We start from the raw sequence: 20,744 nt of genomic DNA on the forward strand, positions 1-20,744 counted from the left end.
CGTTCCTTGGATGGCCGCCTTCAAGTCGATGCCGGGCGCTGGAAGTTCAGGTGCCTTCACCGATCGCATGAGTAAGTCTGCGAGCAACGCACATAATTGCCAACAATGCCGAAATTTGGGGTCATGAATTGTAGCGCGTTTGTGTTGCTGGCCTTCAGCTGAACGTGCTGTTTCTCTGGATCGTAGTCCTTGGTTTGGCAGGAGAAGTCCACATCCATGAGCTGTCCATTGTTATTGATATTTTCAGCCGTACAGCGAAAGGCCTCGTAAAGCAGGTCGACCTCGTTGCCACAAATTCCGACCATTCCGGATTGGCGCCGTGTGACATTATCTAGACCTTCAGCAGACTGAATTTTGCAATCGTCGACTGTGTGCGCCCAGGTGCCGATAAAATCTTCGAAGGGATTTGCGGTTGCGGAGGTGTTCTCCAGCCCGTCCTTCGAATGGTCTTTGCCAGTAGCGTCGAGCAGTGTGAAGTGGCGAGAAACGAGAACATTGCCGTTCACCACTAGATCCGTCTGCCATGTGCCCAGGTGATTCATCTCCTGCGGGCCATTGAACTCGGAAAAGAGCACGCGTGTCCGGCCAGAATCGGCGTGATTGTATTTCCAGGTAAATGTTATGTCTTCGTAGCCCGTACCTCCTTCGGCAACTTCGAACGGCCTTTGCGTCGCGTAGGTGACTATGAGAGCCTCCCTTCGCCGCAGCGGGGGAATAAGCAGTTCATATCCGACGATAAGGCCATCTTCTTTCACAACTTTATCGACTGGCACTATTTTGTAGTTGAGGTGATAGCTGCGAACGTTCTGGTTCTCAGTGTCTTTTGTTTCTACTCCGGTGAAATTTTTGCTCGTGGGCACAATCCGCCCGTGACTCGTAATGACGAGCCTGACAAGCCTTCCGCTCTCCGTTCGCACCCAGAAAGTTTTGGGGAGAGGGTCGACCGGAACATCTCCATCTACGCGCTCGATGCCTTCAGCGCGCGCTTCATTGCAGGTCCACTCGGAAAGTAAAACGTAGACGTCCCTTTGTGCGATGCCGCCTCGCGTTCCATGCAAATTGCCCTTAGCGAAAGCGCCGGTTGCGGAGTTAACTCGTTCGGTCACGTCAAAAGACCAGCCGGCGCCAATGTGGCTTTCCCCTGTCCATTGCGGATCGATTGCCATCGGCGATGGCGCACTAAGAATACGCGCGTTGCTGTCTTTGGGCGTGCAAACAGGACCGGCATGGCAAATGCCGCAGGAAGCGAGAATAGCCAAGAAACCAAGGACAATTTTCACGACGGCCCCGACACGCACGGTTGAGCACAATTAATTTGTGCAGAGATGTTTGCAATCTGCAACCATCCAATCCGATCGGTTTAGGGCATGATGAATTCTGATCAGTGTTCTAAATGACGCGGACTGCGAACTGGCATCACGGCGCAAGTATCATCAGTCTTCGACGACGATCCAGTTGTCGGGATTTGGAAGTTTCGCGCGTTTCGTTTCGGCTTCGTCGCGGGTGGCGAAACGGATGGCGAGCGGGCGGCCAACGAAGACGTCGCCGTTCCCGAGATAGGTGTGGCGATTGCCCGACGCGACCAAGTCGCGCCGCTTCTCTTCAAGCAAATAAGCCATGGACAATCATCCTCGCGTTTCAGCAGAGGCAGAATAACGCAAAGCCTGCAAAAGTCGCGTTGCGTTTGATCATTGCGAGACCCTGAAATGAAAAAGCTAACCCCGAGATCTGGGGCCGGGAGACCCATCTCGGGGTTAGCACGAGCTTAGCCTTCGGCCCTTCCAGGACAACCTCGGGCTCTACTCGATTCCGTTACGGCGTCACCTTCGCGACTTCGGCGTCGAGACGCTGTTTTGCCTTGCCCGTTGCGACGAATGACTTCACCGCGTCGAGGTTGACGGGCTTGCCGACCTGGACGAGGGCGACCATGCCCATGCCGTAGTGGGGCAGGCATTTGAAAACGTAGAGGCCATCTTTCTCGGCCTTGAAGACGACTTCCTTGCTAAATGGGCCTTTCACTTCCGGTACGTCTGCCGGCCAGATGTTCGGTACGCTCTGAGCGTTGTGGCCTTTGTCGGTCGGGACGAACTTAATGGTGTCGCCGACTTCGGCCTTCACGAAGGCTGGAACGAAGACCATGAGATTGCCGGCGTCGTCCTTGTTGCGCATTTCGATGATGTGCTCGGCAGCGCTGGCGACATGCGGAGTGGAGACTGCAGACAGGGTGATGGCCCCCGCCATCAGAATTTGATGGGTTAGCTTCATGTGTTTCCTCGCCCCGGCTTTTTGTTTACTGAAAACGTATAGAATAGGATCGCGGGCTTCTCAAGCGCCGTTTTGCCGCGCTCTTTAGTTTGCGCGTCTGACTCCCGGCCGGAACGCGCATATCGGGCGCTGCCAAAAAGACGCGCGGCGCATGGGGGGGCGGAAACACTTATCCCCGGTTCAGCAGCGGATGATACAATTCGCTTCGGTCGCCAGCATGGTTTTGAAAGAGCGAGAAACGGTTGAGTACGGATCGATTTCGGCAGACGGTTAAGACGGTTCTCGGCGCTCTCTGGCGCGGTACGGTCATTGCGATCTGGACACTTCGCGAACTTCTGCGGACGGCCTGGAGCATCGTGCGCGGGCCGCTGATAACGGCGCTTAATATCACTGCCGCGCTGATCATCCTTTTCGAAGAGTGGGGATGGCGCCCGCTTTCGAACCTGCTCGGGAGGCTCGCAGCGTTCGCGCCGATCGCGGCGATCGAGCGGCTGCTGGCACGTCTGCCGCCTTATGCGGCGCTCATTGCGCTGGCGTTACCAACTTCCCTGTTGCTGCCGCTGAAGTTCGTGGCGATCTGGCTGCTCGCAAATGAGCATTTTCTGTCGGCGACCTTGCTGTTCGTCGGGGCCAAGATCGCGTCGACGGCGCTTATCGCGCGCGTCTTCCTGTTGGTGAAACCGGCGCTGATGCGGATCGGATGGTTTGCGGCGCTCTTCAACTGGTTCATGCCGTGGAAGGATGCTCTTTATGCGCAGATCCGGGCATCTTGGGTCTGGCGCTATGGTCGCGTCGTCAAGGCGCGGGCGATGGCGGAGGTCCGGAAGGCCTGGGCCGCAGCACGTCCGCGGGTTGCGGCGGTCTGGCGGCGATGGACGGGGCGCGAGCTGCCCTTTTCCGATGCGGCGCGCAAAAGTGCCGATCTTTCTTCGAAGTGATTCGGGGGCCCCGCCTGCGCACCGGGAGATGAAACGCCCGCTGACGGTTCAAAAAAGCTCCCGCTCTGCGACATGTCGGACCCGATCTGCGTTGCCAATGATTGCAAAATGGCAACATCCCCCAGCAGGCAGCGGGGGAAGGATACCGTTTTTGAACTCCAATGTTGACTGGTCGCGTCAAGTATCTTCTGTTCATTTCATTGGGCCGGGAGGCAACGGGTTCAATAGCCAGGACCGTCGAGGCACGGTGTCCGGCGTTTGGGGGAATGACGATGAGATCGAAACTCGTGGTCGGCATCTTGCCGATTTTTGCGCTGGGCACTCTCGTGTCCACCGTAGCCGCCAAGGCCGACGACGCTTCTGCCAATGGCGTGCCGGAGGATTCGATTGCTCACGATTGGGATGATCCGATGCGGGCCTCGTTGGCTAAGCAGGGCATCCTCTACGGTGTGGGGTATATCGGCGAGTACTGGAATGTCGCCAAGGGCGGCAACTCGCAGGGCTCGAACTACGACGGCTTGGTTTCCGCGTTTACGGATTTCGATCTCGACAAGATGTTCGGCTGGAAGGGCGGGACTATTCACGCCAGCGCCTATTACCTGAACGGTGTCGGTCCGGCGACGCAGCGCATCGGCAATATCTTCCCACCGAGCAACATCGAAGGCGACGAGCGGTTGCGCTTGTTCGAGTTGTGGTTCGAGCAGTCGCTGCTGGATGACAAGGTGAAGGTGCGTATCGGTTCGCTGGCGGCCGATAGCGAATTCTTCATCAGCGATACCGCTGCTGTGTTTCTCAACAGCACGTTCGGCTGGTCGGCCGCGACAGCCAACAACATGGCTGCCGGTGGTCCAGGATATCCGCTGGCGTCGCTCGGCGTGCGTGTCCAGTATCAGCCGACGGATAATCTCAACATTCTCGCTGCCGTGTTTAACGGCAGCCCGGCGGACCCATTTGCGGATGATCCGCAGGCCGACAACCCGCATGGCGTGAACTTCCGTCTGCAGGATGCGCCGCTGCTGATGGTCGAAGCGCAATATAAATACAACATCGGCCTGCCCGGCACGTTCAAGTTCGGCGGCTGGAAGCAGTTCAACCACTACGCGCCGGAATTCCTCAATCCGGACGAGCTGGATACCAGCTCCGGCGTCTACGGCATCATCGACCAGCAGATCTGGAAGGGTGCGCATGATGAAGCGGTCAGCGCATTCGTTCGCCTCGGTGGCTCGCCGGATAAGCAGAACCTGATCAACACCTACGTCGATACCGGCATCGTGTTCACTGGCTTCGTGCCGGGGCGCAAGGATGATTCATTCGGCGCCGCCTTTGCCTATGGCCATGTCTCGGACAAGCTGCAGCAGGCTCAGCTCGATGATGGCCAGACGGTCATCTCCGACTACGAGTCGGTGGTCGAACTGAACTATACTGCGAAGATCTCGCCCGGCTTCTCGGTTGCGCCTGATTTCCAGTATATCTGGAACCCCGGCGGTCGGGTGCCGAGCGAGAACAATCCGGCCGTACCGGAGAAAGATGCGGCCGTGTTCGGCGTCCGGACCACGCTCAATTATTAATCTGACTTCTACCGTCTGACTTGCGCCTCCTAGTGCCACAGCGCTAGGAGGCCTTTTCATGAGCAGCACAGAAACAGACCTGCGCCCCATTTTGATTGCAGGCCCGACGGCCAGCGGCAAGTCGGCGCTCGCAATGGCAATTGCGGAGCAGGTTGGCGGCACGATCGTCAATGCCGACAGCATGCAGGTCTATCGGGAGCTGCGCATTCTGACGGCGCGTCCGACGCCGGCTGACGAAGCGCGGGTGCCGCATGCGCTCTATGGCTTCGTGCCGGCGCAAGAAGCGTATTCGGCCGGCCGTTTCGTCCGCGATGCGGCAGAGGCGATTGCGGGCGCCCAGGCGCAAGGACGGCGGCCTATCGTCGTCGGGGGCACGGGGCTTTACTTCAAGGCACTGCTCGAAGGGCTCTCACCTGTTCCCGAGATCGATGAAGACGTGCGCGCGCATTGGCGAGCGGAGGCGGCACGGCGCGGTGCAGAGGCGATGCATGCAGAGCTTGCGGCGCGGGATGAAGTCATGGCGGGGCGGCTTCAATCCGCGGATACGCAGCGGATCGTGCGTGCGCTCGAAGTTCTGGAGTCTACGGGGCGGTCGCTGGCCGAGTGGCAAACCCTGAAGGGCGCGCCCGTCTTGAACGAAGCGGAGACTGTGCGTCTGGTGGTTCGTGTCGACCGGGCTGAGCTTCACTCTCGTGCGGATGCGCGTTTCGCTGCGATGATGCGCGAAGGGGCGGCCGATGAGGCTAAAGCTTTGTCCGAGATGCAACTCGATGCTGGGTTGCCGGCGATGCGGGCAATCGGCGTGCGGCCGCTGATCGGAGTTTGGCGGGGCGAGATAAGCGTCGAGGAGGCGGTGGCGGCCTCGCAGGCGGAGACTCGTCAGTACATCAAACGACAGGAAACTTGGCTCAAAAGTCATATGATTTCTTGGGTGACAGTTCAGACGAAATATATGGAAAGTTCACTGCGTGAAATTTTCGCATTTATTCACCGTTAGCGTTGACCAATTAGGATCGTGCGCCTAGGTTCCCCGCAATTTCGAAATGTTGGCAGGCGGCAAGCCTGTAGAGGAGTTTGACGATGGCACGCACGATGACCGGCGCGGAAATGGTGTTGACTGCGCTGGCTGACCAAGGCGTCGAGTTCGTTTTCGGGTATCCGGGCGGCGCCGTTCTTCCGATTTATGATGAGCTTTTCCAGCAGGAGAAGGTTCGGCACATCCTGGTTCGCCAGGAAGGCGGGGCGCTGCATGCGGCTGAAGGCTATGCGCGCTCGACGGGGAAGGTCGGCGTCTGCCTCGTGACGTCGGGTCCCGGCGCAACCAATGCGGTGACGGGCCTCGCCGATGCGCTGATGGATTCGATTCCACTCGTCTGCATCACCGGCCAGGTGCCGACGCACCTTATCGGCAACGATGCGTTCCAGGAATGCGATACGGTCGGCATTACGCGTCCGTGCACGAAGCACAACGTGTTGGTGAAGAACATCAACGACCTCGCTCGTGTTCTGCACGAAGCCTTCCACATCGCGCGCACGGGCCGTCCGGGTCCGGTGGTGGTCGATATCCCGAAGGATGTGCAATTTGCGACGGGCAACTACGTTGGGCCCTCCAACATCCAGCATAAGACCTATCGGCCGAAGCTGAAGCCGGAGCAGCAGGCGGTGCGCGAAGCGGTCGATCTGATCGCGAATGCGAAGCGCCCGGTGTTCTATACCGGCGGCGGCGTTATCAACTCCGGGCCGAAGGCGAGTCAGCTGTTGCGCGAGTTCGTGCGGCTGACCGGGTATCCGATCACGTCGACGCTGATGGGGCTTGGCGCTTATCCGGCCTCGGATAAGCAGTGGCTCGGCATGCTCGGCATGCACGGCACCTACGAAGCCAACCTCGCGATGCATGATTGCGACGTGATGATCAACATCGGCGCGCGCTTCGATGACCGGATCACGGGACGCGTCGATGCGTTTTCGCCGAACTCGAAGAAGATTCATGTCGATATCGATCCGTCGTCGATCAACAAGAACATCATGGTCGATATTCCGATCATCGGCGACTGCGCTTACGTGCTCGAAGACATGCTGCGCGTGTGGAAGGCGAAGGCGCCGATCCTCGACAAGGCTGCGCACAAGGCGTGGTGGAAGCAGATCGACGGGTGGCGGACGAAAAAATCGCTGTCTTATAAGAACTCCAAAGACATCATCATGCCGCAATATGCGTGTCAGCGGCTCAACGAACTGACGAAGAATCGCGACACCTATTTCACGACGGAGGTCGGGCAGCATCAGATGTGGGCGGCGCAGTTCCTCCACTTCGATGAGCCGAACCACTGGATGACGTCGGGAGGCCTCGGTACGATGGGCTATGGATTGCCCGCCGCGATCGGCGTACAGCTTGCGCATCCGAAGTCGCTCGTCATTGACGTTGCGGGCGATGCGTCGATCCTGATGAACATTCAGGAGTGCTCGACGGCGGTGCAGTACCGTTTGCCGGTCAAGGTGTTCATCATGAACAACGAGTACATGGGCATGGTGCGGCAGTGGCAGCAGCTTCTGCACGGCAATCGCCTTTCGGAAAGCTACACCGAAGCCTTGCCGGATTTCGTGAAGCTTGCCGAAGCCTACGGGTGGACAGGCATGCGTTGCGAGCATCCCGCCGATCTCGATGATGCTATAAACGAGATGATCAACACGAAAGGCCCTGTGATCTTCGATTGCCGGGTCGCCAAGCTTGCGAACTGTTTCCCGATGATCCCATCGGGGAAGGCCCACAACGAAATGCTTCTCGGCGAGAACATCACGGATGACGAAGTCGAGAATGCGATCGGCGAAGCAGGAAAGGTGCTGGTTTGACAAAGCACGGGGGAACAGGTTTCGGAATTTTTGGCGCCGTCATCGCGGTCTTCGCGATGGCACTCCTCGTCATGCCGGGGACGTTGGCCGCCAAACAAACCTGGGACCACGTCGCCAACATCAAAGATGCAGCGCGGCGGCTTGGGGCGCTGCATCAGCGTGAAGGCTCGGCAGGCGTTCTGAAGTTTCTCGACGCCTGCTACCGGACGCAGATGCTTGCCAGCGAGTATTCGCCGGGGCTCGAGTCGTGCTTGGCGCAGGACTACATGCACAGCCAGGTGCTGGCGCAGATCTATGCGCGTATTCCACAAGCAGACCGCGTGCGCATGGGAACTCCGGCGCCGGAAGATATCGCGCGCGGTATGGGTGCCCGCTTCGTCGCGGCGTTCCGGCAATACAAGATTTCGACGAAGCAAGCCGAGGCTCTCAAGAAGATGATCGACAAGGACGGCATGCCGATCTTTCTGAAGGCTGTGTTTCCGCCGAGGAAGCCGGGCGAGGCCGATAGTGACGACACGACGGGCAGCGGCAAATAACGATGTTGAAGCTCGTCATTGGCAATAAGCTCTATTCGTCGTGGTCGCTCAGGCCGTGGCTTGTGCTGTCCCACTTTGACATTCCGTTCGAGGAAGAAATCATTCCGCTGCGGATGCCGGAGAGCCGCGGGCGGATGCTGGAGTTTTCTCCCTCGGGGAAAGTCCCCACGCTTATCGACGGCGATGTGACTGTCTGGGAAAGCCTCGCAATCATCGAGTATCTCGCGGAGAAATTTCCGGACTTTGCGATCTGGCCGCGGAACGGCAACGCGCGGGCGCATGCGCGTGCGGTTTCCAATGAGATGCACTCGGGCTTCCAGGCCTTGCGGCAAGCGTGCCCGATGCACCTCGGAGCGCGCTTCGCAACACCACCGATCACCGAGGCTTTGCAGGCCAACATTGATCGGGTCGAAGACATTTGGTCGGAGGCCCGCAATCGCTTCGGCGGCGGACAGCCATTCCTTTATGGGGCGTTCTCGGCGGCGGACGCGATGTATGTGCCGGTCGTCACGCGCTTCGATAGCTATCAAATTCCCGTCCGCGAAGCGACGCGAACGTATATGGATGCGATGCTGGCGCATCCGTCGTTCGTTGCTTGGCGCGACGCAGCCCTCGCCGAGCCGTGGAGCATTCCCGATTATGCTGCCGGCCACACCCTCGTTGAAAGTTTTGTTTGAGAACGCTGAGACCGACGATGTCCGAACCTTTAAAGCAGTCGCACTATCCGAGCCCCTCCCGTTCGCAGGAGATCGTGTCGCGGACGCTGTCCGTCGTCGTCGACAACGAGCCGGGCGTGCTGGCGCGCGTCATCGGTCTGTTCGCTGGGCGTGGCTACAATATCGAGTCGCTGACGGTGACCGAGGTCGAGCATGAGCGGCATCTGTCGCGCATCACCATCGTGACCAACGGCACGCCGGCGGTGATTCAGCAGATCAAAACGCAACTTGAACGCCTCGTGCCGGTGCATCGCGTTCGCGATCTGACGGAAGAGGGCGCTTCGATCGAGCGAGAGCTGGCACTCGTGAAAGTCGGCGGTAAAGGCGAGAAGCGCATCGAGGCGCTGCGGCTGGCCGAGATTTTCCGGGCGAAGGTCGTCGATACATCGACGGAGCATTTCGTTTTCGAGGTCACCGGCAAGTCCTCGAAAATCGAGACGTTCATTCAACTGATGTCGGAGCTGGGCCTCGTTGAGGTTTCCCGTACCGGCATCGCGGCGATCGGCCGGGGCGCCGCAAGCTGAGTTCTTTCCTTCGGCGGCAGTTTCCTTTCTAGATCGGGACGCGCAGCCGGTTCACCGTGCTGGTGAAGAGACATGTCTCACGAACTTTTCCTCTCACTCGTTGCGTTTGCGTTCGTATCGGCGATGACGCCGGGACCGAACAATACGATGTTGCTCGCGTCCGGTGTGAACTTCGGTTTTTTCCGAACGCGTGCGCACATTCTCGGGGTCGTGATCGGCTTTACCGTTCTGCTGTTGGCGATTGCGCTCGGCGTGGGGCGGTTGCTCGTTCTGGTTCCCGGTCTTTATTCCGTTCTTCGCATCGTCAGCGTTGCTTATCTTCTCTGGCTGGCTTGGCGTATTGGAACCGCCGGCGCGACCGATCCGATCGCCAGCGAGGATGCGCGGCCTATGACCTTTCTGGAAGCGGCCTTATTCCAATGGGTCAATCCGAAAGGATGGATGGTTTGCCTCAGCATTGCGGCCAATTACATCACGCCGGATAACCCTTGGGCGGATATCGCGACGCTTGCGACCGTCATTACGATCATGTCGACCGTTTCGGCGTCGAGCTGGGCGTTCTTTGGCACATCGCTGCGTCCGCTTCTCAAGGATGAGCGGTCGATGCGTATTTTCAACGTCGTCATGGCCGTCGCGCTCGTCGCGTCGCTATGGCCTATCGTGAAGGAGATGATCTGAAGGTTGGAGGACGCATTTTGGGTTAATTTCGCTATGCAGCATGGGCGAAAGGCTGCGGTGAAATATCCGAGTTTCGGCCTGCCGGCAGTGTCCGCGGGCCGTTGAATCCTCGATCCGATGTCTGTAGGTTCCGCCCAGATTTCAGGGCGCCCGGTTTCAGAACCATCCGGGCCGCCATTGCATTCAACCCAGCCCGAACGTCGATTTCGACCGGGGAACCCGAGAGGCCGCCCATGCGCGTCTATTACGATCGTGATGCCGACATCAACCTCATCAAATCAAAGAAGGTCGCTATTGTCGGCTATGGCAGCCAGGGCCATGCGCACGCGCTGAACCTCAAAGACTCCGGCGTGAAAGACATCGTCATCGCGCTGCGCAAGGGCTCGCCTTCGGCAAAGAAGGCGGAGCAGGCCGGTCTCAAGGTCATGGAAGTCGCGGACGCTGCGAAGTGGGCAGACGTCATCATGATGCTGACGCCCGACGAGCTGCAGGCCGATATCTACAAAGAGCATCTTGAAGCCAACATGAAGAAGGGCGCGGCGCTGCTGTTCGCCCACGGCCTCAACGTGCACTTCAACCTGATCGAGCCGCGCGAAGACCTCGATGTCGGCATGGTCGCGCCGAAGGGTCCCGGCCACACGGTGCGCGGCGAATACCAGAAGGGCGGCGGCGTGCCGTGCCTCGTCGCGGTGCATCAGGACAAGAGCGGCAACGCGCTCGACCTGTTCCTCTCGTATGCGTCGGCGATCGGCGGCGGCCGTTCGGGCGTGATCGAGACGACCTTCAAGGAAGAGTGCGAAACGGACCTGTTCGGCGAGCAGGCCGTGCTCTGCGGCGGTCTCGTCGAGATGATCCGCGCTGGTTTCGAAACGCTGGTCGAAGCGGGCTACGCGCCGGAGATGGCGTATTTCGAGTGCTTGCATGAAGTGAAGCTGATCGTCGACCTCATCTACGAGGGCGGCATCGCCAACATGAACTACTCGATCTCGAACACGGCCGAGTACGGTGAATACAAGACCGGTCCGCGGATCGTGACGCCGGAGACGAAGGCGGAGATGAAGCGCGTGCTCGCCGACATTCAGACGGGCCGTTTCGTACGCGATTGGATGCTCGAGTGCAAGGCAGGCCAGCCGAACTTCAAGGCGACGCGCCGTATCAATGACGCGCACCAGATCGAGGAAGTCGGCGCGAAGTTGCGCGGTATGATGCCTTGGATCGGCAAGAACAAGCTTGTCGACAAAGGCAAGAACTGATCCGCGACGCGCTTTGGCGCGCAAGAAGGTTTCGTTCGACAGACACACGGCGGCCTTTCGAGGCCGCCGTTTTTTTTGCTGTTCTTAGATCCTCATGGTCTGAACAGGCGAATGCCGTGCATCACAACTGTCGCTTATGTGTCACTTCGTGACGATGGAGTGACCATGATGCGGCGATGACGGTTTGTTCTATACCGATTTGGTATATAATAGCGCGTCCCGGGCTTGTTTTCGCGGGGGATGCACCGGCTGACGCCGCAGACTTACAGACTACAGGATACGTATATGTCTCGATCGAAGTACGTGGGTGTTGCCGCGTCCGTCGTTTTCAGCTCCGTCGCGTCTTCATCGCCGATCTTTGCACAGACTGCGGAAACCGATCCTTCAGCCGCTGCCGGATCGCCTTCAGTCGGCACGCCTGATAGTCCCCCTTCCGATTCGCCTCCGACCCCGGACGTGCTGCCGAGCATGGTCGTAGAGGGAAAGGTGCAGAAGAAAAAGGTTTCGAAAGCCAAAGCGAAGGCCAAGCCGGTACAGGCGGTGACGACGTCACAGCCATCTGCCGCCCCAAAGCCAGCGGGCATCATCAATTCAAGAGCCGGGCGGAATACACCGTACGGCCCTGTCACAGATTATCTTGCTGCGGCTACCGAAACCGGCATGAAGACCGACACGCCGCTTAACGAAATACCGCAATCGATTTCAGTGGTGGGTGCCGAACAGATCCGGGATCAGGATGCCCAAAGCGTGCAGGGCGCCTTGCGCTATGTTCCCGGCGTGGTGGCAGATGGCTACGGCCTCGATAGCCGCACCGACGGTCCCATTATCCGCGGCAGCACCGAAGTTCCCGAATATCTAGATGGCTTGCGCCGCACCTTCGGCTATTACACCTACAATTACCGGCTTGAGCCTTATTTCCTCGAACGCATTGAAGTGCTTCGAGGCCCGGCATCCGTGCTTTACGGACAAGCGGCGGTCGGCGGCATCATCAATTCCGTCTCGAAGCGACCGCAGTCTGAAACCGCAGGCGAGATCGGCGTGCAATATGGCTCGTTCGACTTCAAGCAGGTCAATTTCGATCTGACCGGACCAATGACCACGGACGGCAAGTGGTCGTATCGATTAACCGGCGTTGCACGCGATGCTGATACCCAGGTGAAGTACGTTCCTAACGACCGCTATGCTCTGGCTCCGGCGATCAGCTACCGTCCGGATAATAACACTACGATCACGGTCATTGGCGACTTCCAGCGCGATCGCACGGGTTCGACCGCGCAATTCTTTCCGCATATAGGCACGATCTTCCCCAACGTGAATGGTAAGCGCATCACGTGGGACACGTTTGCTGGGGAGCCGGGCGATCACTACGACACCGACGCTATGGCGGGCACAGTGCTCGTCGAGCACAAGTTTAACTCGTGGCTGAAGTTGCAGCATGCCTCGCGTTACGCCGATATCCACAATGACTACAGCGCCGTCGCCGTTAATTGGGATTATCTCGATGCGGCGCAGGAGGAGCTATCGCGGTATCGCTGGATGTCGATCACCGATACTCAGGTCTTCAACCAGGATACCAACCTCGAAGCCAAGTTCGGAACCGGTCCGCTGGAGCATAAAGTGCTGGCTGGCATCGACTTCACACACTTCCATGCGACCCAGGGCTGGGACTATGCGTACGATGCGAATCCCGATTTTTCCCAGAGGCCGTTCAATATTTATCACCCGGTCTACGGAGACGCGAATTGGGTAGGAAACAATTGTGCGGGGCAGTCGTATGCTTTTACGGCCGCGCCTAAGACACCAGCTTGCGACCGGCAGTCGGTTGTCCAGACCGGGCTCTATGGTCAGGACCAAATTCGTCTCGGTAACTGGCTCGCGGTGCTTGGTTTGCGCCACGACTGGGTGGACAACACGACAAACGGCTCAAGCCAAGCGGACGAGGCGACGACATATCGTGCCGGGCTGATGTATGAGTTTTCGAATGGCTTCACGCCATATTTCAGCTATGCGGAGTCATTCATACCGGTCGTTGGCTTTGCCCGAACAGGCGCTGCATTCAATCCGCAAGAGGGCCGCCAATATGAGGTCGGCTTCAAGTATCAGCCAGTCGGTTCATATTTTTCCATCAATAGCGCGATCTACGACATCAACGATACCGGCCGTCTGGTCGCGGACCCAATCAATCCGAACTATTCTGCTCAGATCGGCGAGGCCGAAGTCAAAGGCTTCGAAATCGAGTTGGTTGGTAGGCTGACGAAAAATCTCAAGAGCGTTCTTGGCTATTCGTATACGCAAGCTGAATACGCTGGCGATTACGAGTACGCGGGCAACCAGATCGAATCGATCCCCAAAAACGTTGCGTCGCTTTGGGCGGTCTGGGATTTCGATCAGCCTGGTCTTAAAGGCTGGTCCATGGGCGGCGGCGTTCGTTACATCGGCGCTTCGTGGGATGAAACGAACACGATACAAGTTCCGGATGTGACGCTTTTTGATGCCATGATCGCTTATGAAACCGAACATTGGCGCTGGCAGCTCAACGGCAAGAACCTCGAAAACAAGCTGTATTACAGCACGTGCCTCGCGCGCGGCGACTGCTTCATCGGGGAGGCCCGTACGATTACGACCAGCTTGACCTACAAATATTGAGCATTCATCGCGGGTTTTGCCTCTTGCACGACGCGCACCAGATCGAGGAAGTCGGCGCAAAGCTGCGCGGTATGCTGCCTTGGATCGGCAAGAACAAGCTTGTGGACAAGGGCAAGAACTGATCCGCGACGCGCTTTGGCGCGCGGGGAGAGTTTCAAAAAAGCGCGGTGGCCATCCCGGCTGCCGCGTTTTTTGTTGTGCATTTGATTTCAGGTGAAAGTGTCATCCTGGGGCTCGGCCCAAGCGTCCGTTTCCATTGAGCGGCAAAGCTTGCGGCCGCCAGCAATTCGTCGGGCGGGCCGCGGCGTGATCTCGGGAGAGCTACCATGCGGCTGCATCCCGGCTGCGCTGCCGATGACGTTAGGTCCAAAGTACAGGGATAGAGGGAGACTGTCAGCGATAACGCGGAACCAACCCGCACTGCCGCGCTCTTGGGGAGGGTTTACGTGCGGCAGCGCGGGCGGTCCACGTCATTTCCAGCCTTGGCCCTTGCGGGCGCAGGCCGGGACTAACGCGGGCGGCAGAGGAGCGGGGACCTCTGCCGCCCGTTTCCGAATACTGCCGCATACACGGCATCTTCGGATTTGAAGGGGCTCTAACGCAGCGCGACCGCTGCGTGAGCCCGATGGAGTTTCCATCGGGCGGCAGATGATCCCATTGGCACCTCATCGCGCTCTACAACCCTGGCGCAACACCAGGATTTGAAACCGGCTCAGAGGTGCTGGGAGATCTTGACTGTCGCCCCCCAGCGACGCTGTCGTTAACGGTATATGGCTGTCGAATCTTGGCCGCGTCATGACCAAACTTGGCTCAACAAAAGGCTGACGTGAAAATCTGCGAAAAGAGTCCGGAGCCGAAATCGATCCGAATATCGGCATGTTGAGCATTTGAATTTGCACGGTGCTGGCGATTTTCGGTTTTAATCAAACCGAGACTTAATTGTGGCTGATGCGGCGGGGATTTTTCTCCGCGCTGCCTATGATGAAGGTGAGAATGCAAGATATGTCCGAAGGCGGCTTTCCGCACGAAAATGGCGTGAAAGTCGTATCGAATTGCATGCTGAAGGTGATCGACGCGCCTTGGCCATTTGCCGAAGAGTATGCAGCGGAGATCGAGGCCAATTGGGAAAAGGCGAAAGCCTTCAATTCAAATTATTTCAACGGCATCGTCTACCTGACGAAAGACGCTCGCTCTGTCGGCAGCGAAATTCACGCCACGCTCATTCGGACCGATTTCAAAAGCTATCTCTATTGGCGCGGGCAGGGATTTCCAGAATCCGGCGTTATCGACGGCTTTGGTTCGGCGCTGATTCGCTCGTCCGACGGGAATTTCATGCTGATCATGCAGCGGCCGGGGAACGTCAATCACGGATTCGCCTATCTGCCGTCGGGCTTCATCGATCAGAACGACGTTCTTCCCGATGGAACGATTGATATAGGCCGCAGCGTCGAGCGCGAGGTCGATGAGGAAATCGGGGAAGCCGGAAGCAGCTTGAAGCGCGAAGAAGGCTTCATCGTTGCGCGGGCAGGCGTACACCTGTGCTTTGCGGTGCCGTTCTATCTTCCGATGACGTCGGAAGAGTTTGTCTCGCAGGTTGCGCGCCACAATGCGACGACGGACGATCCCGAAATCGAGAGCGTCATTCCGGTCGGCCACCTCGACGATCTCGCAAATCTCAAGGTTCTTCCGCATGCGCGTGCGTTACTCGAAGCACTTTTGGTCGCGCGCTAAAGAGCTTTCGAATGGGAAAAAAGGGCTTGGCGCAGGCAAAACCTTGCCGCATGGTGCCGCCGCTCGCGCGGGGTTTGGCTGCGCAGCCGACAGCGGGGAGACCGGCGCGTGGCGCTTAACTATCACGTTCTTGATGTTTTCACGGAGCGGCCGTTCGGCGGCAATCCGGTTGCGGTGGTTCTTGGCGCCGATCATTTGAGCGCCACGGAAATGCAGACCATTGCGCGCGAGTTCAATCTCTCCGAAACGGTCTTCGTTTTGAGCTCGACGAGTCCCGGTCACACGGCGCGCATTCGCATCTTTACGCCGACGCGTGAGCTGCCGTTCGCCGGTCATCCGACGATCGGAACGGCGATCCTGTTGGCCGAGTTGCGTGCGCCGCTCGGCAACGGCCATGGCGATGCGATCATCGCGCTCGAAGAGGAAGTCGGCAGCATTCGCGTCGGCGTGCGGATGCGGGGCGGTGGGGCGTCGTTCGGCGAGTTCGACGCGCCGAAGATGACGAACCCGATCGAGTCGCTTTCCGAACCGGAGCAGATCGCGGCATCGGTCGGGCTCATTCCGGCGGAGATCGGGTTTGAAAATCACAAGCCGACGCTAATCCGTGGCGTTCCGGCGTTTGCCTACATTCCCGTCGCCAATCTCGAAGCAATGGCTAAGGTTCGCGTCGCGCCGCAACACTGGGCGCGGGCGTTCGGCGATCGAGGGATTTTGGGCGTCTACCTCTACACGCGGCAGTGCGTGCGTACGCAATCGGCGTTTCATGCGCGGATGTTCGCGCCGGACATCGGCGTGCCGGAAGATCCGGCGACGGGGTCGGCGGCTGCAAGCTTTGCCTATGTTGTCCAAGGCTTCGACGCGCTTCCCGACGGCATGCACAAACGCCCGATCGAGCAGGGCTTCGAGATGGGCCGGCCAAGCGCCATTTCGCTGACGATGTCGATTGCGCGTGGCAAGCTCGATGGCGTTCGCATTGGCGGCTACGCGGTGCGCGTGGCCGAGGGCGTGCTCAAGCTCTGAGCGCCTTGTCATCCTCGGCTTTATGCCGAGGACCATTTTGATGGGGGTGGCGATGCCCGAGGGATCCTCGGGACAAGCCCGAGGATGACAGTGATGGGCGGCGATACCTGCCATCGCAATCTCCTCTCCCCAGCGGGATAGAAGATTACATCAGCGGCTCGTCCGCACCATGCGGATCAGTGTGTTGTCCCTCAGCACGTAGTGGTGGAACAGCGCGCCAACGGCGTGGAGGCCGATTACATAGTAAAGAGCGTTGCCGATGAACTCGTGGATTTCTTCCAGATTGTGGGAGAGGGCTTTATCCTCACCGACTATTGGCGGAAGTGAAAGCCCGTAGAAGGGCACGGAGTGACCGGCCGCGCTTACCATAATCCAGCCAAGCAGAGGCATGCCGATCATTGCGGCGTAGAGGATCAAATGGGTCAGGTGTGCGATGGCGGTCTGCCATACTGCCGGGCGAGGAATGATCGGCGGCGTGCCGTTGTGCGAGCGAATGCCGATGCGGATGATGACCAGCAGCAACACCGTGATGCCTAGCATCATATGAATTGAAGCAAGAAGAGCTCGTGTCTCGCTGCCCTTCGGATAGTAGCCCTTCAGTTCGATGGCGGTGAATACAGCCGCGATCAATACTGCCATGATCCAGTGCAGTGCGATCGCTGTCGGAGGGTAGCTGCTAGAGTTGACAGATGAATTTGTGGCGACGGTCACGAAAAATTCTCCACGAAACCTGTTGGACTACACCGGCATATAAGCGCTCGGGCCGAATTGAGGCTGATCAATGTTGGCAACGTTTCAAAATTGGATGGCTTGAGGTTATGAAACGGCAAAGCCGGCAAAATCCGTCTCGGCGCCCGTTTGGCGTGCCTCAGCGGCGCGACGGTAGGGCAGCTTGATTTTCGGGGGGCAGATCGGCTATTGACGCCGGACTGGACCTTTGGCCGGTTTTCTTGGATTAATTGCCGTTATGGCTTGCGCGACCGACATCGCCGTTTCTTTTGCGCCGCTTTCGAGCACGCGCGGCGGATCTTTTGCGCCCAAGCTCCTGCTTTCGCTTCTCCTTACCGGCCCCTGGGCCGCATGACGCCCGGCTGTCCGCCGGGTTGGTGCCCAGGGGATTGGACGGCCAGGACTTCGAGATTGAGAGCGATCAGTGGCGAGCCCCAGAGGTCGCCCGGCAAAGGATGAATACAATGACGTCCCCAAGCAAAGGCGCTGCGCCCGAACAGCAGCGCGATGACGACAAGATCATCATTTTTGATACAACTCTGCGCGACGGTGAGCAGTGCCCCGGCGCTACGATGACGTTCGAGGAGAAGCTGCAAGTCGCCGAGCTTCTCGATTCCATGGGTGTCGACATCATCGAAGCGGGCTTTCCGATCGCGTCGGAAGGCGACTTCGAGGCGGTGACGGAAATCGCCAAGCTTGCCAAGCAGTCGGTCATCTGTGGCCTGGCGCGAGCGAACTTCAACGACATCGATCGGGCGGGCGAAGCGATCAAGCCAGCGAAGCGTGGCCGCATTCACACCTTCATCGGCACGTCGCCGCTGCATCGCCAGCACCAACTCCAGCTCAGCCAAGAACAGGTCTATGAGCGCGTCGTCGCTTCGGTGACGCGGGCGCGCGGCTACACCGACGACGTCGAGTGGAGCGCGATGGACGCCACGCGGACCGAGCACGATTATCTGTGCCGTGTGGTCGAAGCAGCGATCAAAGCCGGTGCGACGACGATCAACATTCCCGACACTGTCGGCTACGCGCTGCCGGAGGAATATTTCGACCTCATCACGATGCTGAAGACGCGCGTTCCGGGCATGGACAAGGTTGTGATCTCGACCCATTGCCACGACGACCTCGGCCTCGCGGTGGCGAACTCGCTGGCAGGTATTCGCGCGGGTGCGCGACAGATCGAGTGCACGATCAACGGTCTCGGCGAGCGTGCAGGCAACGCGGCGCTGGAAGAGATCGTCATGGCGATCCGCACGCGCCACGATCTGCTCTCCTATCACACCGGCATCAAGTCGGAGATGCTGTCGCGGGCCTCGAAGCTCGTGTCGGCAGTCACGAATTTCCCCGTGCAGTACAACAAGGCCATCGTCGGCCGGAACGCCTTCGCGCACGAGAGCGGCATCCATCAGGATGGCGTTTTGAAAAATACCGAGACGTATGAAATCATGACGCCCGAGTCCGTCGGCGTCATGAAGTCGTCGCTCGTCATGGGCAAGCACTCGGGCCGCGCAGCGTTCAAGTCGAAGCTCAAGGAACTGGGCTACAATCTCGGCGATAACGCCATGGAAGACGCCTTCAATCGCTTCAAGGCGCTCGCCGACCGAAAAAAGCACATCTACGACGAGGATATCGAAGCGCTGGTCGATGAGGGCGTCGCGCACATGAACGATGCCGTGAAGGTGACGGCGTTGACGGTCATTGCCGGAACGATGGGACCCCAGACGGCGACGCTGACGCTCGATATCGACGGCCAGTCGAAGACGGTGCAGGCTGTCGGCAATGGACCTGTTGATGCAACTTTCAACGCCATCAAGCAACTGTTGCCGAATAACGCGCGCTTGGCACTGTATCAGGTGCACGCGGTGACCGAGGGCACGGACGCCCAAGCTGAAGTTTCGGTGCGGCTCGAAGAAGAGGGCCGGGCTGTAACGGGGCGGTCGGCCGATCCCGACACGCTCGTCGCCTCGGCGCGGGCTTACGTGGCTGCGCTTAACAAGCTCGTCGTCAAACGCCAGAAAACGGCGCAGGCACAGCAGGCGTTCTAAGTAAAAAGCCCGAATTTCGTCGGACTTTGGTCGGGGCAGCGTGCCACATTCGTAGCATGCTACCCCGCCGGCGTTTGTCTGTGTATGAACATGCCGTGACCGGTAACCATTCGGGCACTCAACTCGCCTCGATGGCGGGTGACCTTGATAAACGCCGTACGTCCCATAAGCTGGGCGACATGAAGTGGGCCGGATTCACGGGATGTTTGGTTTAGGTGTCAAAAGAGCTTTCTCCGACAGCATTGCCATCGATCTCGGCACGGCCAACACGCTCGTTTTCGTTGCCGGACGCGGTGTGATCCTGAACGAGCCGTCAGTGGTCGCCATTCGCTCGCGCGGCGGCGTTCGCGAAGTTCTGGCAGTCGGCGAGAAGGCGAAACAGATGCTTGGGCGGACGCCGGAAAGCATCGAGACGATTCGGCCGCTGCGCGATGGCGTCATCGCCGATTTCGTCGCCACGGAAGAAATGCTGCGGCAATTCATCGGCCGCACGAAATCCCTCGTCGAGTTCATTCGGCCGCGCATTCTGATCTGCGTGCCTGCCGGCGCGACGCCCGTCGAGCGGCGCGCGGTCTATGAAACCGCGATGCTGGCGGGGGCGCGGAAGGTCTACCTGGTCGAAGAACCTGTGGCAGCGGCCATCGGCGCTGGGCTGCCGATCGACGAGCCGAAGGGCTCGATGGTCGTCGATATCGGCGGCGGTACGACGGATGTCGCGGTGCTGTCGCTGGGCGGCGTCGTGCAGGCCAGCTCGATCCGCTGCGGCGGCAATGCGATGGACGAAGCCATCGTGCGCTATGTCCGTCGCCGTCATCAACTGCTGATCGGCGAAGCGAACGCTGAGCGCATCAAGATCGAGGCAGGGTCGGCGTCGCGCGTCGTCAACGGCGAGACAGCGGAGATCGTCATTCGCGGCCGCGAGATTCGCGAGGGCAAGCCCAAGACGGTCACGCTGAGCCCGCAAGATATCGCGGAGGCACTGGAGCCGCCGATCGAGAAAATTGCCGAGTTCATACAACACACAATCGAGGATCTTCCGCCCGAGATTTCGACCGACATTTGCGAGCGCGGCATTCACCTGTCGGGAGGCGGATCGAAGCTTGCAAAGCTCGATCAGGAACTCGAACGGCGGATCGGCGTCAAAGTTCATGTACCCGAACAGCCGGAGCAGTGTGTGATCTCCGGATCGGCCGCTATTCTGGAAGCGCTCAAGGAGCGCGAGCATCTTTTGATCAAGCCTTGAGTTTG

18 protein-coding genes are annotated in these 20,744 nt (G+C 59.0%); 14 read left to right on the forward strand and 4 right to left on the reverse strand.

Annotated elements, in window-relative coordinates; genetic code table 11:
- Positions 1 to 56: 56 nt before the first annotated feature.
- The 3 genes from RLW41_RS17230 to RLW41_RS17240 all read right to left on the reverse strand — a co-directional run bounded on the left by RLW41_RS17230 (position 57) and on the right by RLW41_RS17240 (position 2,265).
- Positions 57 to 1,280, reverse strand: coding sequence for a hypothetical protein (locus RLW41_RS17230; protein ID WP_414462250.1), 1,224 nt, complete (start codon positions 1,278 to 1,280; stop codon positions 57 to 59).
- Positions 1,281 to 1,433: 153 nt separating this feature from the next.
- Positions 1,434 to 1,619, reverse strand: coding sequence for a hypothetical protein (locus tag RLW41_RS17235; protein WP_414462251.1), 186 nt, complete (start codon positions 1,617 to 1,619; stop codon positions 1,434 to 1,436).
- Positions 1,620 to 1,812: 193 nt separating this feature from the next.
- Positions 1,813 to 2,265: a pseudoazurin gene (locus RLW41_RS17240; RefSeq protein WP_414462252.1), complete on the reverse strand. Its 453-nt coding sequence runs from the start codon at positions 2,263 to 2,265 to the stop codon at positions 1,813 to 1,815.
- A gap of 242 nt (positions 2,266 to 2,507) precedes the next feature.
- Between RLW41_RS17240 and RLW41_RS17245 the strand changes: the two genes are divergently transcribed.
- The 12 genes from RLW41_RS17245 to RLW41_RS17300 all read left to right on the forward strand — a co-directional run bounded on the left by RLW41_RS17245 (position 2,508) and on the right by RLW41_RS17300 (position 16,722).
- A complete protein-coding gene (locus RLW41_RS17245) occupies positions 2,508 to 3,203 on the forward strand; it encodes a hypothetical protein (protein WP_414462253.1) in 696 nt (231 codons plus the stop codon).
- 272 nt (positions 3,204 to 3,475) lie between these two features.
- The gene (locus RLW41_RS17250) at positions 3,476 to 4,771 is read left to right on the forward strand and encodes a carbohydrate porin (protein ID WP_414462254.1); all 1,296 of its coding nucleotides are present in this window, start codon (positions 3,476 to 3,478) and stop codon (positions 4,769 to 4,771) included.
- A 58-nt stretch (positions 4,772 to 4,829) separates the two neighbouring features.
- Complete coding sequence (gene miaA, locus RLW41_RS17255; protein ID WP_414462255.1) at positions 4,830 to 5,768, forward strand: tRNA (adenosine(37)-N6)-dimethylallyltransferase MiaA; 939 nt, start codon at positions 4,830 to 4,832, stop codon at positions 5,766 to 5,768.
- Between the two features lie 83 nt (positions 5,769 to 5,851).
- Complete coding sequence (locus RLW41_RS17260) at positions 5,852 to 7,618, forward strand: acetolactate synthase 3 large subunit (RefSeq protein ID WP_409562920.1); 1,767 nt, start codon at positions 5,852 to 5,854, stop codon at positions 7,616 to 7,618.
- The gene (locus RLW41_RS17265) at positions 7,615 to 8,154 is read left to right on the forward strand and encodes a hypothetical protein (RefSeq protein ID WP_013947096.1); all 540 of its coding nucleotides are present in this window, start codon (positions 7,615 to 7,617) and stop codon (positions 8,152 to 8,154) included. Before RLW41_RS17260 ends, RLW41_RS17265 begins: the two co-directional genes overlap by 4 nt.
- A 2-nt stretch (positions 8,155 to 8,156) precedes the next feature.
- Positions 8,157 to 8,831, forward strand: coding sequence for a glutathione S-transferase family protein (locus RLW41_RS17270; RefSeq protein WP_414462256.1), 675 nt, complete (start codon positions 8,157 to 8,159; stop codon positions 8,829 to 8,831).
- Positions 8,832 to 8,848: 17 nt separating this feature from the next.
- Entirely contained in the window at positions 8,849 to 9,394 is a 546-nt protein-coding gene (gene ilvN, locus RLW41_RS17275) for an acetolactate synthase small subunit (RefSeq protein ID WP_024275653.1), read from the forward strand.
- A gap of 72 nt (positions 9,395 to 9,466) precedes the next feature.
- Complete coding sequence (locus RLW41_RS17280) at positions 9,467 to 10,072, forward strand: LysE family translocator (protein ID WP_013947099.1); 606 nt, start codon at positions 9,467 to 9,469, stop codon at positions 10,070 to 10,072.
- 233 nt (positions 10,073 to 10,305) lie between these two features.
- The gene (gene ilvC / locus RLW41_RS17285; RefSeq protein WP_414462257.1) at positions 10,306 to 11,325 is read left to right on the forward strand and encodes a ketol-acid reductoisomerase; all 1,020 of its coding nucleotides are present in this window, start codon (positions 10,306 to 10,308) and stop codon (positions 11,323 to 11,325) included.
- A 285-nt stretch (positions 11,326 to 11,610) separates the two neighbouring features.
- Positions 11,611 to 13,971 carry a TonB-dependent siderophore receptor gene (locus RLW41_RS17290; protein ID WP_414462258.1) on the forward strand — a complete coding sequence of 787 codons (2,361 nt, stop codon included), beginning with the start codon at positions 11,611 to 11,613 and terminating at the stop codon, positions 13,969 to 13,971.
- A gap of 993 nt (positions 13,972 to 14,964) precedes the next feature.
- Entirely contained in the window at positions 14,965 to 15,702 is a 738-nt protein-coding gene (locus RLW41_RS17295; protein ID WP_409562926.1) for an NUDIX hydrolase, read from the forward strand.
- Positions 15,703 to 15,810: 108 nt separating this feature from the next.
- Positions 15,811 to 16,722 (forward strand): PhzF family phenazine biosynthesis protein, encoded by a 912-nt coding sequence (locus RLW41_RS17300; RefSeq protein WP_409562927.1) that lies wholly within the window; start codon positions 15,811 to 15,813, stop codon positions 16,720 to 16,722.
- Between the two features lie 150 nt (positions 16,723 to 16,872).
- Here RLW41_RS17300 and RLW41_RS17305 read toward each other — a convergent pair whose 3' ends face one another.
- A complete protein-coding gene (locus RLW41_RS17305) occupies positions 16,873 to 17,433 on the reverse strand; it encodes a cytochrome b (RefSeq protein ID WP_409562928.1) in 561 nt (186 codons plus the stop codon).
- 482 nt (positions 17,434 to 17,915) lie between these two features.
- Between RLW41_RS17305 and RLW41_RS17310 the strand changes: the two genes are divergently transcribed.
- Together RLW41_RS17310 and RLW41_RS17315 are read left to right on the forward strand one after the other, a co-directional pair.
- Positions 17,916 to 19,496 (forward strand): 2-isopropylmalate synthase, encoded by a 1,581-nt coding sequence (locus RLW41_RS17310; protein ID WP_013947108.1) that lies wholly within the window; start codon positions 17,916 to 17,918, stop codon positions 19,494 to 19,496.
- Between the two features lie 202 nt (positions 19,497 to 19,698).
- Positions 19,699 to 20,739: a rod shape-determining protein gene (locus RLW41_RS17315; protein WP_013947109.1), complete on the forward strand. Its 1,041-nt coding sequence runs from the start codon at positions 19,699 to 19,701 to the stop codon at positions 20,737 to 20,739.
- Positions 20,740 to 20,744: the final 5 nt, after the last annotated feature.

The sequence above is a fragment of the Hyphomicrobium sp. DY-1 genome, assembly GCF_047497105.1.
In the GTDB taxonomy this organism is placed as follows: Bacteria; Pseudomonadota; Alphaproteobacteria; order Rhizobiales; family Hyphomicrobiaceae; genus Hyphomicrobium_B.

Excerpts from the sequence above, each read along its gene's own strand:
- RLW41_RS17235 (WP_414462251.1), bottom strand. The coding sequence starts at position 1,619 with ATGGCTTATTTGCTTGAAGAGAAGCGGCGCGACTTGGTCGCGTCGGGC.
- RLW41_RS17240 (WP_414462252.1), bottom strand. The coding sequence starts at position 2,265 with ATGAAGCTAACCCATCAAATTCTGATGGCGGGGGCCATCACCCTGTCT.
- RLW41_RS17250 (WP_414462254.1), top strand. The coding sequence starts at position 3,476 with ATGAGATCGAAACTCGTGGTCGGCATCTTGCCGATTTTTGCGCTGGGC.
- miaA (WP_414462255.1), top strand. The coding sequence starts at position 4,830 with ATGAGCAGCACAGAAACAGACCTGCGCCCCATTTTGATTGCAGGCCCG.
- RLW41_RS17260 (WP_409562920.1), top strand. The coding sequence starts at position 5,852 with ATGGCACGCACGATGACCGGCGCGGAAATGGTGTTGACTGCGCTGGCT.
- RLW41_RS17270 (WP_414462256.1), top strand. The coding sequence starts at position 8,157 with ATGTTGAAGCTCGTCATTGGCAATAAGCTCTATTCGTCGTGGTCGCTC.
- ilvN (WP_024275653.1), top strand. The coding sequence starts at position 8,849 with ATGTCCGAACCTTTAAAGCAGTCGCACTATCCGAGCCCCTCCCGTTCG.
- RLW41_RS17280 (WP_013947099.1), top strand. The coding sequence starts at position 9,467 with ATGTCTCACGAACTTTTCCTCTCACTCGTTGCGTTTGCGTTCGTATCG.
- ilvC (WP_414462257.1), top strand. The coding sequence starts at position 10,306 with ATGCGCGTCTATTACGATCGTGATGCCGACATCAACCTCATCAAATCA.
- RLW41_RS17290 (WP_414462258.1), top strand. The coding sequence starts at position 11,611 with ATGTCTCGATCGAAGTACGTGGGTGTTGCCGCGTCCGTCGTTTTCAGC.
- RLW41_RS17295 (WP_409562926.1), top strand. The coding sequence starts at position 14,965 with ATGCAAGATATGTCCGAAGGCGGCTTTCCGCACGAAAATGGCGTGAAA.
- RLW41_RS17310 (WP_013947108.1), top strand. The coding sequence starts at position 17,916 with ATGACGTCCCCAAGCAAAGGCGCTGCGCCCGAACAGCAGCGCGATGAC.
- RLW41_RS17315 (WP_013947109.1), top strand. The coding sequence starts at position 19,699 with ATGTTTGGTTTAGGTGTCAAAAGAGCTTTCTCCGACAGCATTGCCATC.